General features: G+C 68.4%; 14 protein-coding genes. 11 read left to right on the plus strand and 3 right to left on the minus strand.

Translation table 11 applies throughout. The features are described from left to right. Positions 1 to 49: 49 nt before the first annotated feature. Positions 50 to 1,318: a lipoprotein-releasing ABC transporter permease subunit gene (locus CFB40_RS29315; RefSeq protein WP_089426798.1), complete on the plus strand. Its 1,269-nt coding sequence runs from the start codon at positions 50 to 52 to the stop codon at positions 1,316 to 1,318. Positions 1,319 to 1,352: 34 nt separating this feature from the next. Here the strand turns inward: CFB40_RS29315 and CFB40_RS29320 are convergent, their stop codons facing one another. Then, entirely contained in the window at positions 1,353 to 2,165 is an 813-nt protein-coding gene (locus tag CFB40_RS29320; protein WP_089426797.1) for a hypothetical protein, read from the minus strand. A gap of 591 nt (positions 2,166 to 2,756) precedes the next feature. On the opposite strand from CFB40_RS29320, the gene CFB40_RS29325 reads away from it, so the two are divergent. Next, positions 2,757 to 4,712: a Xaa-Pro dipeptidyl-peptidase gene (locus CFB40_RS29325; RefSeq protein ID WP_089433152.1), complete on the plus strand. Its 1,956-nt coding sequence runs from the start codon at positions 2,757 to 2,759 to the stop codon at positions 4,710 to 4,712. Positions 4,713 to 4,848: 136 nt separating this feature from the next. Here the strand turns inward: CFB40_RS29325 and CFB40_RS29330 are convergent, their stop codons facing one another. Continuing rightward, a complete protein-coding gene (locus CFB40_RS29330; RefSeq protein WP_089426795.1) occupies positions 4,849 to 5,757 on the minus strand; it encodes a LysR family transcriptional regulator in 909 nt (302 codons plus the stop codon). Between the two features lie 144 nt (positions 5,758 to 5,901). On the opposite strand from CFB40_RS29330, the gene CFB40_RS29335 reads away from it, so the two are divergent. The 3 genes from CFB40_RS29335 (at position 5,902) to CFB40_RS29345 (ending at position 8,622) form a co-directional block, all read left to right on the plus strand. Further along, positions 5,902 to 7,023, plus strand: a complete 1,122-nt coding sequence (locus CFB40_RS29335) for an alkene reductase (RefSeq protein ID WP_089433153.1) — start codon at positions 5,902 to 5,904, stop codon at positions 7,021 to 7,023. A gap of 74 nt (positions 7,024 to 7,097) precedes the next feature. Then, the gene (locus CFB40_RS29340) at positions 7,098 to 7,538 is read left to right on the plus strand and encodes a DoxX family protein (protein WP_089426793.1); all 441 of its coding nucleotides are present in this window, start codon (positions 7,098 to 7,100) and stop codon (positions 7,536 to 7,538) included. 76 nt (positions 7,539 to 7,614) lie between these two features. Next, complete coding sequence (locus CFB40_RS29345; RefSeq protein ID WP_089433154.1) at positions 7,615 to 8,622, plus strand: quinone oxidoreductase family protein; 1,008 nt, start codon at positions 7,615 to 7,617, stop codon at positions 8,620 to 8,622. A 97-nt stretch (positions 8,623 to 8,719) separates the two neighbouring features. Here the strand turns inward: CFB40_RS29345 and CFB40_RS29350 are convergent, their stop codons facing one another. Then, the gene (locus CFB40_RS29350) at positions 8,720 to 9,649 is read right to left on the minus strand and encodes a 2-hydroxyacid dehydrogenase (RefSeq protein ID WP_089433155.1); all 930 of its coding nucleotides are present in this window, start codon (positions 9,647 to 9,649) and stop codon (positions 8,720 to 8,722) included. A 166-nt stretch (positions 9,650 to 9,815) separates the two neighbouring features. On the opposite strand from CFB40_RS29350, the gene osmF reads away from it, so the two are divergent. From osmF to CFB40_RS29380, 6 genes are all read left to right on the plus strand, one after another. Beyond that, entirely contained in the window at positions 9,816 to 10,739 is a 924-nt protein-coding gene (gene osmF, locus CFB40_RS29355) for a glycine betaine ABC transporter substrate-binding protein OsmF (RefSeq protein WP_089426790.1), read from the plus strand. Further along, positions 10,736 to 11,914 carry an ABC transporter permease gene (locus CFB40_RS29360; RefSeq protein ID WP_089433156.1) on the plus strand — a complete coding sequence of 393 codons (1,179 nt, stop codon included), beginning with the start codon at positions 10,736 to 10,738 and terminating at the stop codon, positions 11,912 to 11,914. Before osmF ends, CFB40_RS29360 begins: the two co-directional genes overlap by 4 nt. Next, complete coding sequence (locus tag CFB40_RS29365) at positions 11,911 to 12,849, plus strand: ABC transporter ATP-binding protein (RefSeq protein WP_089426788.1); 939 nt, start codon at positions 11,911 to 11,913, stop codon at positions 12,847 to 12,849. Before CFB40_RS29360 ends, CFB40_RS29365 begins: the two co-directional genes overlap by 4 nt. Further along, positions 12,846 to 13,613, plus strand: coding sequence for an ABC transporter permease (locus tag CFB40_RS29370; protein ID WP_089433157.1), 768 nt, complete (start codon positions 12,846 to 12,848; stop codon positions 13,611 to 13,613). The genes CFB40_RS29365 and CFB40_RS29370 overlap by 4 nt, the downstream gene beginning before the upstream one ends. 32 nt (positions 13,614 to 13,645) lie before the next feature. Then, positions 13,646 to 14,041 carry an NAD(+)--rifampin ADP-ribosyltransferase gene (arr, locus tag CFB40_RS29375; protein ID WP_089426786.1) on the plus strand — a complete coding sequence of 132 codons (396 nt, stop codon included), beginning with the start codon at positions 13,646 to 13,648 and terminating at the stop codon, positions 14,039 to 14,041. Positions 14,042 to 14,199: 158 nt separating this feature from the next. Further along, on the plus strand, positions 14,200 to 14,883 hold the full coding sequence (locus CFB40_RS29380; RefSeq protein WP_089433158.1) for a lytic transglycosylase domain-containing protein: 684 nt from the start codon (positions 14,200 to 14,202) through the stop codon (positions 14,881 to 14,883). Positions 14,884 to 14,897 lie beyond the last annotated feature (14 nt).

The raw sequence follows: 14,897 nt of genomic DNA on the forward strand, positions 1-14,897 counted from the left end.
GCGGCGCCGCGTTCGCTAGAATGCGCGGCTCGGCATGATTCGCATCGAAATGAAAGGAAACCGCTTGAAACTCCCGTTCGAATGGCAGATCGGGCTGCGCTATGCGCGCGGCGGCCGGCGCTCGGCCGGCGACGGCTTCGTGTCGTTCATTGCCGGCGCCGCGATGGCCGGCATCGCGCTCGGCGTCGCCGCGCTGATCGTCGTGCTGTCGGTGATGAACGGTTTCCGGACCGAAGTGCGCGACCGGATGCTGTCGGTGCTCGCCCACGTGGAAATCTTCTCGCCGACGGGCGCGATGCCCGACTGGCGGCTCACCGCGCACGAATCGCTGCAGAATCCGGCGGTGCGCGCCGTCGCACCCTATGTCGACGCGCAGGCGCTGCTGACGAACGCGGGCAGCGTGACGGGCGTCGCGCTGCGCGGCATCGATCCCGTGCTGGAGCCGCGGGTGTCCGAGATCGCGCGCAAGCTGAAGACCGGGCGGCTCGACGCGCTCGTGCCGGGCGAGATGGGCATCGTGCTCGGCTCGGCGCTGGCCGACGCGCTGCACGTGAAGATCGGCGACCGCGTCACGTTCTTCGCGCCCGGCAACACCGCGCGCATCGGCGACGCGCTGCCGCGGTTCCGGCAGTTCAACGTGGTCGGCACGTTCGAGTCGGGCCACTACCAGTACGACAGCGCGCTCGCCTACATCCACCTCCGCGACGCACAGACGCTGTTCAACGTGCGTGCGCCGACCGGCATCCGGCTGCGCCTCGACGATCTGCAGCGCGCGCCGGACGTCGCACTGGAACTGTCGCGCACGCTGTCGGGCGACCTCTATATCCGCGACTGGACACGGCAGAACCGCACGTGGTTCGAGGCCGAGCGGCTGCAAAAGCGCATGCTGTCGCTGATCCTGATGCTGATCGTCGCGGTCGCCGCGTTCAACCTCGTGTCGTCGCTCGTGATGACCGTCACCCAGAAGCAGGGCGACATCGCGATCCTGCGCACGCTCGGCGCGCCGCCCGGGTCGATCATGAAGATCTTCGCGATCCAGGGGATGACGATCGGCCTCGCCGGCACGCTCGCGGGCGTCGCGCTCGGCTGCGCGATCGCGGTGAGCATCCCGTGGGTGCTGCCCGCCATCGAGCAGTTGCTCGGCATCCGCTTCCTGACGCCGTCCGTGTACTTCCTCAGCTCGCTGCCGTCGAAGCTCGCGGCGACCGACGTGATCGAGATCGCCGCGGCCGCGTTCCTGATGTCGTGCGTCGCGACGCTCTACCCGAGCTGGCGCGCCGCGCGGGTGCGGCCGGCGGAAGCGCTGCGCGACGAATAGGCGTGCGGCGTGCGGCTCCCTGAGGCGCGCGTGGCTACGCGATCTCGTGAAAGCCGATGCTGTTGCGGCCGTTCAGGATGTCCTCGAACGCGGCGCCGAAGCCGACGTCGATCAGGCCGGCGCGCCGGCCGTAGGTCTTCTGCCCGGAATCGTCGACGAAGATCGCCGCACCCGACGACAACTGGCGGTCGGTATCCAGCAGCGCCAGCGTGCCGCGCGCGGTGCCGGCCGACTGATCGAACGTCAGCCGCGTGCCGTCCTGCGTAGTGAAATGCCCGCCGACTTCCTCGAACCTCTGGTTGCGCGCGACGGACGCGTTGATCTCCTTCATGAAGAGGAAGTCCGCGTCGGCGCGCTGGCTGGCCACCTTGCGATCGTCGTCCGTGAACGTCTCGCCTACGGCGGCCGCGCCCTGCTCCGCGAAATCGACGGCCTGCTGGTGAAACGCGCGCGTCGCGAGCACGAGGCCCGCGTTCGCGTTCAGCGTCGACTCCACCCACGCGCGATCGCTTTCCGTCATCGTCTTCGATACGACCTTGATCTGCCCGTTGTCGGTCATGAAGTCGAACTGCGCGTCGGCCAGGCCCGGACGCTTCGCGATGATCTCGTGCAGGCTCGTCGCGAGCTGGCTGGTGACGTCGCGCAGCTTCGTCGACAGGTTGCCCAGGATCGACATCTGCTTCATGCGCGCCGCGTGCATCGCGTCCTGGTCCAGCGCCCGGATGGTAATCGGCGTGTCCTGCGGCTGCCCGGTCGCCGCGTCCGTCTGCTGGCGCCCGTCGAGCGCAGCCTGCTGCGCCATCTGCACGAGCGAAAGGCCGCTCGCTGCCGTGACTGAAGTCGTCATGCCCTCTCTCTCCTTTCAATCTGTTTTTTACCGTTTACGGACAGATTTCCCGGAAATTTAGACCGATCGCAGGTCCATCGCCCCGCACACTTAAAACTTTGTTTGACTCAAACTAAAAAAGTTTGACACCGAGATTTCACTGAGATAAGTTTTGCGCAAGCTTCCGGAAAGCATTCCGGCCAGCCCTGCCGACTCGCGTCGCGCTTTCCTGCCGTTGCAGCACCGCCGTTCGCACCATCCCCGCCTTATCGCATCGTGCCGTTCCGTTTCATCTGAAACCTGAAGGAAGATCGGGCATGCCCGCATTTGATTCGCACTCCTGCATTCACTTCGTGCCGCCGGCCTCGCTTCGACCGGGCGATCCGAATCAGCCGCCGCGCTGACGCTTTGCGGTCGAGGCGATGCAATCGCCCCGACGCTCACCGGGTCGCGCGATGGGTGACGCGCGTCGACACCGGCCGTGACACCCGGGCATCGCGCCCGGCGCTTTCGAAGGTGCAGTTCCGTTTCATCCGATGCAGCACCCGGCCGGGCCGCAGGGGGCATATCGCGGGCCGTCCGGTTCCAGACAATCACAACAAGAGGTCGACAATGGACATTCATCGAACCGGATTACGTCGCGCGTGGCTTCCCGCGCTCGTTGCGGCCGCAACGCTCGCCGCGTGCGGCGGCGACGACGGCGGCAGCGTGGCGGGCGCCTCCGCGCTCGCGCAGGGCCAACAGGAGGGGGCCGCCGCCTCGGCAGCCGACAAGCAGTCGCTCGCGTCACGCATTTCGCCGTCGGGCGTGCCGTACGCCAACCCGGCCAGCGGCGGCCGCTACCGGCCCGTGATCGCGAACGGCCAGGTGCAGCCGTCGCTGTCGGGCGGCACGATCGAGGAGAACGCGTGGGTCGACACGCCGGTCGACTCCGACGGCGACGGCACGCGCGACCGGATCCACGTGCGCATCGTGCGCCCGACCGAAACCGCGAACGGCGCGCGCACGCCCGTCATCGTGCTCGCGAGCCCGTACTACGCGGGCCTCGCCGACAGCCCCGACCACAACGTCGACGTCGAACTCGACGGCACGCCGCATCCGGCCGCCACGGCGGCCGCGGCAGCGACCGGCGCCTCGGCGCGCATCATGGCCGCCGCGCCGCAGGTGCGGATGCTGCAGCAGGCCGAGGCGGCCGCCGCCGGGCGCTCGTGGATCGAGGGCTACTTCATCCCGCGCGGCTTCACGATCGTCTACGCGGATTCGCTCGGCACCGCCGGCTCGGACGGCTGCCCGACGATCCTCACTCGCGACGAATCGGTCGCGATGGCCTCGGTGATCCGCTGGCTCGGCCGCGACGCGACCGCGAAGGACGCGAACGGCAAGACGGTCGTCGCGAACTGGTCGACAGGCCACGTCGGCATGTACGGCGTGTCGTACGACGGCACGCTGCCGAAGATGGTCGCGAGCCTGCGCACGCGCGGGCTCGACGCGATCGTGCCGGTCGCCGGGCTGACGAACATGTACGGCTACTACCGCTCGGGCGGGCTCGTGCGTGCGCCGGAAGGCTATCAGGGCGAGGACGTCGACGTGTACATCAAGGCGCTGCTGACGAACGCGCATCCGGAGCGCTGCACGCACCTGATCGACGAAGCGCTGCAGCAGGAAGACCGCAAGACCGGCGACTATTCGCCGTTCTGGGCCGCGCGCGATATTCCCACCGCGTACGCGGTCGCGCCGGCGCTCGTCGCGCAGGGGCTCACCGACGACAACGTGCGGGTCGACCAGTCGACGCTGTGGCATCTCGCGATGCGGCGCCAGGGCGTGCCGACGCAGCTGTGGCTGCATCGCCTGAAGCACACCGACCCGACCCGCGTGCCGGCGATGGCCGACGCGTGGACCGCGGAAGTGAACCGCTGGTTTACGCGCTACCTGATCGGTTTCGACAACGGCGTCGAACGCGATCCGCGCGCGGTGATCGAGCAGGCGGACGGCACGCTGCTGAAGGAAGCGGACTGGGCCGCGCGCCACGCCACGCCGGTCACGTACTTCGCGGGCGGCGACGGCGCGGGCACCGGCACGCTGCTGCGGCTGCCGACCGGCGGCCCGCTCGCGCGTTTCACCGACGATGCGCGCATCACCGCGCTCACGCTGGCGAACGCGCCGACGGGCGAGAACCGCAGCCGCTTCGAAACCGCGCCGCTCACGGCCGCGACACGCCTGTCCGGTTCGGCGACCGCGCGCGTCAGGCTGACCTTCACGGCCGTGGCCAACGTGACGGCCCTGCTGGTCGATCGCGCGCCGGACGGCACGGCGACGATCGTCACGCGGGCGTGGACCGACCCGCGTAACCGCGTGTCGGAGTGGGTCTCGCAGCCGGTTCTGCCCGGCATGCCGTACGACCTGAAGCTGACGTTCATGCCGCGTGACTACAAGCTGGAAGCCGGCCACCGGCTGGGGCTCGTCGTGCTGTCGAGCGACAACGAGGCGACGCTGCGGCCGACGCCGGGCACCGGGCTGACGCTGGACCCGGCCGGTACGTCGGTGACGGTGCCGCTGGCTTCGTCCTGAGCAGGCGTGCGCCGCGCGGAACGCACTTCCGCCCGCGCGCGTCGCTGACACGGCAGAACGTCCGGCCAGCCTTCGATCGTCGCGGAATGCAAGGCTGGCCGGGCGGCCTGCCCGGCCGGTCGCCGCCGGGCATGGGTCAGGCCCGCCGGCCGTTCGGATCGCCCTGGCGACTCAAATAATCGATCAGCCACTGCGCGGCCGGACCGCTCGCGCGATCGGCACGCCGGATCAGCGATAGTCCGTAGCGGAACGTGCGCCGGTCGGCCAGTTGCACCGGCACGAGACGGCCCGACTGCAGATCGTCCTCGATCAGATGCATCGGCATCGATCCCCAGCCCAGCCCGGCGAGCAGCAACCGATGTTTCGCGCCGAGGTCGGCCACCTTCCAGGTGCGGGTCGCATGGATTCCGAACGATTGCCCGTCAGTGACCTTGCTGCGGTCGGTGAGCACGATCTGCGTATGCTCGCGCGCCTCCGAGAGCGGAATCGGCGCGTCACGCAACGCGAGCGGATGCATGGGCGCCGCAACGGTCAGCAACTCGATCGCCCCCATCGAGGTCGCGTCGATCGCATCCGGCCAGTTCGGAATCGGGCCACTGATGCCGAGCGCACAGCCGCCGTCGAGCACCAGCTTCATGACGCCGCCGAGCGCTTCGATCGCCAGGTTGAGTGCGACGGTCGGGAACGCCTCCGCAAACGCCTGCATGCCTTCGACCAGCTTCGGCAACGGAAACATCACGTCGACGGCCAGCGACAGCTCGGCTTCCACGCCGCCCCGCAAACCGGCCGTCTTCGCCTGCAACTGCCCCATCAGCATGTCGAGCCGACGCGCATCGGCGAGCACGACCTCGCCGGCGGCCGTCAGTTGCGGACGGCGTCTGCCGCGCTCGAACAACGGCATGCCCAGCTGTGCCTCAAGGCTGGCGACCGCATAACTCACCACCGATTGCGCCCTGCCGAGCCGACGCGCCGCCCCTGAAAAGCTGCCTGCCTCGACGACGGCGACGAACGCACGGAGCTGATCCAGATTGGGGCTGCGATCCACGATCTATCCAGAAAATTGATTTTAACGATCCATTCTAGCCAATTGTTTGGATCGAAACGATCCCCTACATTCCTGTCACGCCATGTCGATCGCGGCTTCCCCCGCGTCGACAGTCCCCCGTCAATGTCACAGGAACATGGAACCATGACGACCGACCGCTTGCTTTCACCGCCCCGGGCACCTGCGCGTCCGACGCTGTTCGACCCGATCGAACTCGGGCGCATCACGCTCAGGAATCGCATCGTAATGGCGCCGATGACGCGCAGCCGTGCCGGTGCCGGCGACGCGCCCGGCCCGATGAACGCGACCTACTACGCACAACGGGCCTCGGCCGGCCTGATCGTCACCGAGGGCGCGCAGATCTCGCCACAGGGCAAGGGCTATCCGTTCACGCCGGGCATCTACAGCGACGCGCAGATCGCGGGCTGGAAACAGGTGACCGACGCGGTGCACCGTGAAGGCGGCCGCATTTTCGTGCAACTGGCCCATGTCGGCCGCATCGGTCACCCGGACCTGCAGCCGGACGGCGCACGACCGGTCGCGCCGTCGCCGATCCGGCCCGACGGCGACGCGTATACGCCGACCGGCCCGCAGCCGTACCCGGTGCCGCGCGCGCTCGAAACCGCCGAATTGCCCGCCGTCGTCGACCAATACGTGCTGGCCGCTCGCGCCGCATTGCAGGCCGGGTTCGACGGCGTGGAGATTCACGCCGGCAACGGCTATCTGCTTGACCAGTTCCTGCGTGACGGCACGAACCGCCGGACCGACGACTACGGCGGCACGATCGACAACCGGCTTCGGCTGCCACTCGAGGTCGTGCGCGCAGTCGGCCTCGTTTCAGGCCCCGATCGATTAGGTATCCGTATCTCTCCGGTCACGCCGCATTTCGGTGGAATCGCGGATAGCGATCCGCAAACGCTGTTCGAGCGATTCGCCAACCGGCTGAGCGGCCTCGCGGTCTATCTCCATGTCGTCGAAGGCGTCCCTCAGGCCGCACCGGACGCGGTGCCCGCATTCGACTACGGCGCGCTCAGGCACGCGTTCGGCGGGCATTACATCGCGAACAACGGCTACACGAAAGCACGCGCGGAAACGGCACTTTCCGACGGCCACGCCGATCTCGTGTCGTTCGGCTACCCGTTCATCGCGAACCCAGATCTTGCCGAACGCCTCCGGCACGACCGGCCGCTCGCGCATGCAGACATGTCCATGGCCTATGGCGGCGGCGAAGCCGGCTATACCGACTACCCGCCGTTTCGCGCATGAGCGCGGCCCCGAACCCCAACCGCTGAACACGACGGCGGATCGCCGATCCGCCGCCCCTCGAACAAGGACTCACCATGATTCGATCGATCAACCGCGCCCTGTACCGAACCGCTGCGCAGACGCCCACCGTCAACGCCATCCTGTCCGTCCTGGTGCGCACCCTCATCGCCGGCGTCTACGTCGGCGCGGGCATCAGCAAGATCTTCAACTACGCAGGCACCGAGCAATACATGGCGCACATGGGTGTGCCGGGGGCGCTGCTGCCGCTCGTGATCTTCGTCGAGGTCGCCGGCGGCCTCGCGTTGATCGCCGGCTTCATGACGCGACTCGCCGCGCTCGGGCTCGCGATCTTTTCGGTCATCGCCGCGGTGATCTTCCATAGCGGCGGCGACCAGACGCAGCAGACCTTTTTCATGATGAACCTGTCGATGACGGGCGGCCTGCTCGCGCTCGTGCTGAATGGCGCGGGCCGCGCCTCGTTCGATCGCGGCGATCGGGCATCCCTGCCGGAGTGATCCGGCCGACGCCGCGTCCTGCCCGACACCTCACACATCCCGGGGGCAACGCCCCCGCATCCAGCGAGATTTCCCCGTGAACACCATGAATGCCATTCAGATCGATCATTTCGGCGCTCCGTCCGTACTCCGTCCGGTCGTGATCGAGCGCCCGACACCGGCTCCCGACGAAGTCCTCGTGCGCGTGACGCGCATCGGACTGAATTTCGCGGAAACGCTGCAACGCGCCGGTACCTATCCGGGGCCGGCGCCGACGTTGCCGGCGATATTGGGATCGGAAACGGTCGGCACCGTCGAAGCCCTCGGCGCGAACGTGCGGGACTTCCAGGTCGGCGATCGCGTGGCCGCGGCGCTGTTCGGCGCAACGAGCGGAACCGGCGGCTATGCCGAATATGTGACGGTACGCGCTCCGCTGATCGTCGCGATTCCCGACGCCGTTTCGGACGACGACGCCGTCGCGGTCATGCTGCAGGGGCTGGTCGCCCGCATGCTGCTGCGCGAGACGCCGGTGGCCGCGCGATCCGTCGCCATCACCGCCGCAGCCGGCGGCGTCGGTTCGATGCTCATCCAGCTGGCGAGACTCGACGGCGCCAGGACGATCGTCGGCCTGGCCGGTTCCACGGAGAAGCTATCGACGGTGCGGGCGCTCGGTGCCGATCAGGCCGTGAGCTATCGCGACGACGCGTGGGTCGATCGACTCGGCGCCGCAACCGGCGGCACGGGCCCCGACGTCGTGTTCGATTCGATCGGTGGCGCCGTGGCCCGCACGCTGGCGTCCAGCCTTGCGCCGCACGGTCGCTTCGTCGCCTATGGCGCGGCAAGCGGCCAGTTGCTCGCGGTCGATGACAGCCTGATGAACGCGCTCATCTTCGGCTGCCGCTCGCTGTCGGGTTTCGCGTTGCATGCGTTCCTCGCCGATCACGTCGTGCAGCAAACGCTCGGCGAGCTGTTCGGCTTGCTGGCCACCGGTGCACTGAAGCCGCTGATCGGGGGCAGCTATGCGCTCGACGCGATCGTCGACGCGCATGCGGCGCTCGAGTCGGGCGGCACGACCGGCAAGCTCGTGCTGCGTATCGATCGATAGCGCTGCGCACCCGCCCTCGACCGTCGCGGGACGCCTCTCAACGCCGACATCGATCCCGGACGAAACGGTGGGCGGCGAATCATCGTCCCGGCGCCGCTCACACCGGCGTCAACACCGGCCGCCCTGAAAAGTGCCGCTCGGCATTGTCGATGAACTGCCGCACCGACCGATCGAGCGCCTCGGGCGACCAGCCGCCCATGTGCGGCGTCAGCACGACGCTGTCGAGATCCGTCAGCGCGCGCGGCGGCTCGGGTTCGCCTTCGTACACGTCGAGCCCCGCGCCCGCGATGCGTCCTTCACGCAACGCGTCCGCCAAAGCAGCGGTATCGACAACACTGCCGCGCGACACGTTGACGACGAACCCGCCGGGGCCGAGCGCGTCGAGCACCGCGCGATCGATCAGGTGCCGCGTGCCCGCGCCGCCCGGCGTCGCGACGATCAGTAAATCGGCCCACTGCGCGAGCGCGTCGACGCGATCGAAATAGCGGTAAGGGACGTTCTTCTCCGACCGGTTGTGATAACCGATCTCGATGTCGAAGCCGGCCGCGCGGCGTGCGCACTTCTCGCCGATCTTGCCGAGCCCGACGATGCCGAGCTTCTTGCCCGACACGTTCGGCGGCATCGCCAGGCCGTCGCGCCACACGCCCGCGCGGGTTTTCGCATCGAGCTGCACGACGTTGCGCACGGCCGCGAGCAGCAGCGCGAACGCATGATCGGCCACGCAATCGTCGTTGGTGCCGGCGCCCGTGACCACGGTCACGCCGCGCGTCTTCGCATGGGCGACATCGATGTGCTCGTAGCCGGCGCCGAGCGCGCTGACGAACGTGAGTTGCGGAAGACGATCGATTTCGGCGGCGGTGAGCCCCGTGCTGCCGTTGGTCAGCACCGCGCGTATCGTGCCGCCGTGTTCGGCGATCGCACGTTCGCGTTCGTCGGATGTCGGGGCGTAGCGCACGTCGAACGACGCGGCGATCTCGCGATGCGCGTCGCCGCGCAATGCGATGAGAACCAGCAACTCGGGCTTCATGTCAGGAAGTGTCGGCAAGGCGGGAACGGATTCAGTGTAACAAGCCTGCCACACGGATGCGGGTAATCCCCACACGGGCTGTGGGCACGCCGCCGCACGTGGTTTGCCAAAGCCGGCTCAGTCAAGTAACTTTCGGCGTACGCCCTCGTCCTGGAGATTGGCCCGTATGAAGCTCGCCCTGCCCGCCCGGATCCTGGGCCTCGCGCTCGCCGCCGCGATCGTCGCGCCCGGCGCGCATGCCGACACGCCCGTCGTGGTGTCGTCGAAGATCGACACCGAAGGCAACCTGCTCGGCAACCTCATCGCGCAGGTGCTGAAGGCCCACGGCATTCCCGTCACCGAAAAGATCGCGCTCGGCACCACGCCGATCGTGCGCAAGGCGCTCACGAGCGGCGAGATCGACGTCTACCCCGAATACACCGGCAACGCCGCGTTCTTCTTCAACAAGGCGGACGATCCGCTGTGGAAGAACGCGAGCCAGGGCTACGACACCGCGAAGCAACTCGACTACGCGGCGAACCATCTCGTCTGGCTCACCCCGGCGCCCGCGAACAACACGTGGGGCGTCGCCCTGCTCGCACCGGTGGCGCAGTCGCAGCACCTGAAGACCTTCTCCGATTTCGGCAAGTGGGTGGCCGGCGGCGGCAAGGTGAAGCTCGCGGCGTCGGCCGAATTCGTGAACAGCGCGTCGGCGCTGCCGTCGTTCGAGAAGGCGTACGGCTTCAAGCTGAAGCCCGACCAGCTCGTCGTGCTTTCCGGCGGCGACACGGCCGCGACCATCAAGGCCGCAGCGAACCAGACCGACGGCGTGAATGCCGCGATGGTCTACGGCACCGACGGCGGCATCTCGTCGAGCGGCCTCGCGGTGCTCGACGACGACAAGCACGTGCAGCCCGTCTACGCGCCTGCGCCGGTGATCCGCGAAGCCGTGCTGAAAGCGCACCCGCAGATCGCCGACTACCTGAAGCCCGTGTTCGCGAGCCTCGACCTGAAGACGCTGCAGACGCTGAACGCGCGCATCCAGATCAACGGCGAACCGGCCGCCGGCGTCGCGAAAAGCTACCTGAAAGCGAAGGGCTTCGTTAAATGACCGATCGCGCGGCAGCGTCCGCGCGGCGCATCACGGCGGACAAGGTCGGCATCCTGATCGGGGTCCTGACGATCGTCGCCGTGCTCGGCCTGCCGTTCGCGGTGCTGCGGCCGAACCGCATCGCGGCCGGCACCGACCTGTCGGTGTTCGCCGCGCTGCCGGCCCTGCAGGGCGCCGGGTTCGCCGCGCTGTGGATCGTCGGCGCGCTGTGGGCGATGACGGCCAGCCGCCCCGCGTGGCGCCTCATGGCCGGCTGCGCGTGGCTCGCCACGCTCGCGTACGCGGTCGGCGCGGCCGCGACGCACCTCGTCGCGCCTGACGACACGCTCGCCCGCGTATCGCCCTCCTCCGGCGTCTGGCTGCTGCTGTTCGCGTGGGCCGTGCTCGTCGCGGATGCGCTCGCGCGGCTCGCATTCGGCCCGTGGCGGCGCCTCGCCGCGCTCGTCGTCGCGATAGCAGCGATTTCGGTGCCGCTCGCGAGCGGCTGGTGGGACGGCCTTTCCGTGATGCGCGAATACGCGGTGCGCAGCGACGACTTCTGGATCGAGGCGATCCGGCACGTGTCGCTCACCGGCGGCTCGGTGGCGGCCGCGCTCGTCGCGGGCGTGCCGCTCGGCATCGCCTGCGCGCGCATCGCGGCGGTGCGTACCGTCGCGATGCCCGTGCTCAATATCGTGCAGACGATCCCCAGCATCGCGATGTACGGACTGATGATGGCGCCGCTCGGCTTGCTCGCCGCGCACGTGCCGCTCGCGGCCGCGCTCGGCATCCGCGGCATCGGCGTCGCTCCTGCCGTGCTTGCGCTGTTCCTGTATTCGCTGCTGCCGATCGCGTCGAGCGTCGTGGTCGGGCTCGGCCAGGTGCCGCCGCACGTGACCGAAGCGGCGCGCGCGATGGGGATGACGCGCGCGCAGCGGTTGCTGCGCGTCGATCTCGTGCTTGCGCTGCCGGTGATCCTGAGCGGCGTGCGCATCGTGCTCGTGCAGAACATCGGGCTGACCGCGGTCGCCGCGCTGATCGGCGGCGGCGGCTTCGGCACCTTCATCTTCCAGGGGATCGGGCAATCGGCCGCCGATCTCGTGCTGCTCGGCGCGATCCCGACGATCGCGCTCGCGCTGGTGGCGGCCGTCATATTCGAAGCCGCGACCACGCTCGCGAAGGGGCGTGCAGGATGATCGAGATCGAACGTGCGGGCAAACGCTTCGGCGATATCGTCGCCGTCGACGACGTCTCGCTGACGATCGAGCGCGGCACGATCACCGCGCTCGTCGGCGCATCGGGCAGCGGCAAGTCGACGCTGCTGCGCATGATCAACCGGCTGATCGCGCCCACCAGCGGCACGATCCGCATCGACGGCGTCGATACGGCCACCGTTGCGCCCGAGCAGCTTCGTCGCGGCATCGGCTATGCGATCCAGGGGCACGGGCTGTTTCCGCACTGGAGCGTCGCGCGCAACATCGCGACCGTGCCGCGCCTGCTCGGCTGGACGGCCGATCGCATCGACGCGCGCGTAAACGAATTGCTCGACCTGTTTCATCTCGCGCCGGCCGAGTTCGCGGACAAGCTGCCGCACGAACTGTCGGGCGGGCAGCAACAGCGCGTCGGCGTGGCGCGTGCGCTCGCGGCCGAGCCCGCGATGCTGCTGATGGACGAGCCGTTCGGCGCGCTCGATCCGATCATCCGCAACAAGGCGCAGGACGACCTGTTTGCCTTGCAGCGCCGCCTCGGCATCACCGTCGTGATCGTCACGCACGATATCGAGGAAGCGCTGAAGCTCGGCGACACGATCGCGGTGATGGACGGCGGCCGGCTGCTGCAGGTCGCTGCGCCGGCCGAGATTCTCGGCAAGCCGGCAGCCGGCGTCGTCGAACAGCTGGTCGCCGGCGTCGACCGGCCGCTGCGCCTGCTCGCGCTGACGCCGATCGACGCGGTGGCCGAACCCGGTCATGCCGACGGCGAACCGATCGCCGCGACGCGCACGCTGCGCGATGCGGTGTCGGAGCTGCTGTGGCGCGGTGTCGATGTGCTTCCGGTGGAAGATGGCGACGGCCGCAACACGCGCCGCATCACGCTCGATGCGATCCGTGCGCACGCAAGGAAGCCCGCATGACGACGCACGGCAGCACGCGGCCCGGGCGGTCGGCACTTCCCGCCTACCTCGCACGCGCGGCCGCGCTCGCGCTGCTGCTCGTGCTGCTGTTGCGACCCGCCTGGCTGCAAGGCTTGTTCGCGCCGTTCGCCGACAACGGCGCGCCGGTCATCTACGATCGCGCGAGCCTGCTCGACCTCACGCTGGCGCATCTCGGCACGGTCGCGTTGTCGAGCGTGATCGGCACGATCGTCGCGGTCGCGGCCGGCATCGCGGTCACTCGGCCGTGGGGCGCGGATTTCCTGCCGGTCGCGCGCAGCGTCGTCGACATCGGCCAGACCTTCCCGCCCGTCGCGGTGCTCGCGCTCGCGGTGCCGGCCGTCGGCTTCGGCCTGAAGCCCGTGCTGATCGCGCTCGTGCTGTATGGGCTGCTGCCCGTGTTCGAAAGCACGATCGCGGGGCTCGAGGACGTGCCGCGCGACGTCGTCGACGCCGCGCGCGGGATGGGGATGAGCGGCTGGCAGCAACTGGTGTCGGTCGAGCTGCCGCTCGCGTTTCCGGTGATCGTCAACGGCGTGCGGCTCGCGGTCGTGATCAATCTCGGCACCGCGACGATCGGCTCGACGGTCGCCGCGCGCGGGCTCGGCGACGTGATCATCGCGGGGCTGCAGACGTCGAACACCGCGTTCGTGCTGCAGGGCGGCGTGATCGTCGGGCTGCTCGCGGTGCTCGTCAGCGATGCGATCGGCGCGATTGCACGGGTGGCGGCCGCACGGCGCGCGTAGAAGCCGTTGCGCGACTTTTGGAAGGAGAAACCATGACCGTTTCGGACACCGGCCCGTTTTTTCATGGCACGAAAGCGGATTTGCGGATCGGCGATTTGCTGACGGCAGGCTTCCGATCGAATTATCGCGACGACGTCGTGATGAATCACATCTACTTCACGGCCCTGCCCAAAGGCGCTGGCCTCGCTGCGGAAATGGCCAAAGGCGACGGCCGACCGCGGGTCTACATCGTCGAACCCACCGGCGAATTCGAAAACGACCCGAACGTCACGGACAAGAAATTCCCGGGCAATCCGACGCGATCGTACCGGAGCACATCGCCTTTGAAGATCGTCGGCGAACTCGAAAGCTGGGAACCCTACGATCCGGCGTTCATCCAGCAGCTCAGAATCCGCATCGAAACCGGCATCGGCGAGATCATCAACTAGCGTTCGTCCGGACTCCGATGCGTGTCCGCGCAACGATCGGTTCCTCGATCGGCTCGCCGCGACACAAGCCTACATGCCGCTTTCATTCGAACCGGCACTCGACCACCGGCGGCAATTGGCCGATATACTAGGCGCCTTCCCATTCCCCGCACTCCACCATGCGACGGTTTCTCTGGCTGATCGTGCTTTCGCTCGGCATCGCGCAACAAGCGTCGGCGCAGCAAGCGCCCGCACTGCCTGCGTCCGCGCCCGAAGCAGCCGCATCGGCGCCGTCCGTCGCCTCCGCGCCGCTCGCCGACGCCAACGATCAGCCGAACGAAGCAAACCGCCGCATCACGTCCTACCTGACGAAGAAGTTCGGCGTCGCGAAGGAACGGGCCGCGAAGCTCGCCGATATCGTGAGCGTCACTGCGACGAAATATTCGCTGCCTCCCGCACTCGTTTACGCCATTATTTCGATCGAATCGCGCTTCCAGGAAAAGGCGCGCGGCCAGCATGGCGCGACCGGGCTGATGCAGGTCGTGCCGACCGCGCACCGCGGCCTGGTGCGCAACGTGAAGGACCTGACCGACCCGAACGCGAACGTCGAAGTCGGCTCCGCGATCCTGTCGGGCTACGTGAGGGCGGCCGGTGGCGACGTGCGGGCCGGACTGAGGAGCTACAGCGGCGGTTCGAACGCGTATGCGGCGAAGGTGATGCAGCGCGTCGATTCGTTCCGCTTCGTGCTTGAACCTGACGACGACGTGAAAGCCTCGAATCCCGTGAATCCCGCAAACAATGCGAAGGCCCGCATGGTGCCGGTCAGCGAAAGGACGAGCCCGACGTCGGCCCGCGCCAACTAGTCTCCCCCTTCGAT

The sequence above is a fragment of the Burkholderia sp. AU31652 genome, from assembly GCF_002223155.1.
In the GTDB taxonomy this organism is placed as follows: Bacteria; Pseudomonadota; Gammaproteobacteria; order Burkholderiales; family Burkholderiaceae; genus Burkholderia.

Excerpts from the sequence above, each read along its gene's own strand:
- CFB40_RS29315 (WP_089426798.1), top strand. The coding sequence starts at position 50 with ATGAAAGGAAACCGCTTGAAACTCCCGTTCGAATGGCAGATCGGGCTG.
- CFB40_RS29320 (WP_089426797.1), bottom strand. The coding sequence starts at position 2,165 with ATGACGACTTCAGTCACGGCAGCGAGCGGCCTTTCGCTCGTGCAGATG.
- CFB40_RS29325 (WP_089433152.1), top strand. The coding sequence starts at position 2,757 with ATGGACATTCATCGAACCGGATTACGTCGCGCGTGGCTTCCCGCGCTC.
- CFB40_RS29335 (WP_089433153.1), top strand. The coding sequence starts at position 5,902 with ATGACGACCGACCGCTTGCTTTCACCGCCCCGGGCACCTGCGCGTCCG.
- CFB40_RS29340 (WP_089426793.1), top strand. The coding sequence starts at position 7,098 with ATGATTCGATCGATCAACCGCGCCCTGTACCGAACCGCTGCGCAGACG.
- CFB40_RS29350 (WP_089433155.1), bottom strand. The coding sequence starts at position 9,649 with ATGAAGCCCGAGTTGCTGGTTCTCATCGCATTGCGCGGCGACGCGCAT.
- osmF (WP_089426790.1), top strand. The coding sequence starts at position 9,816 with ATGAAGCTCGCCCTGCCCGCCCGGATCCTGGGCCTCGCGCTCGCCGCC.
- CFB40_RS29360 (WP_089433156.1), top strand. The coding sequence starts at position 10,736 with ATGACCGATCGCGCGGCAGCGTCCGCGCGGCGCATCACGGCGGACAAG.
- CFB40_RS29365 (WP_089426788.1), top strand. The coding sequence starts at position 11,911 with ATGATCGAGATCGAACGTGCGGGCAAACGCTTCGGCGATATCGTCGCC.
- CFB40_RS29370 (WP_089433157.1), top strand. The coding sequence starts at position 12,846 with ATGACGACGCACGGCAGCACGCGGCCCGGGCGGTCGGCACTTCCCGCC.
- arr (WP_089426786.1), top strand. The coding sequence starts at position 13,646 with ATGACCGTTTCGGACACCGGCCCGTTTTTTCATGGCACGAAAGCGGAT.
- CFB40_RS29380 (WP_089433158.1), top strand. The coding sequence starts at position 14,200 with ATGCGACGGTTTCTCTGGCTGATCGTGCTTTCGCTCGGCATCGCGCAA.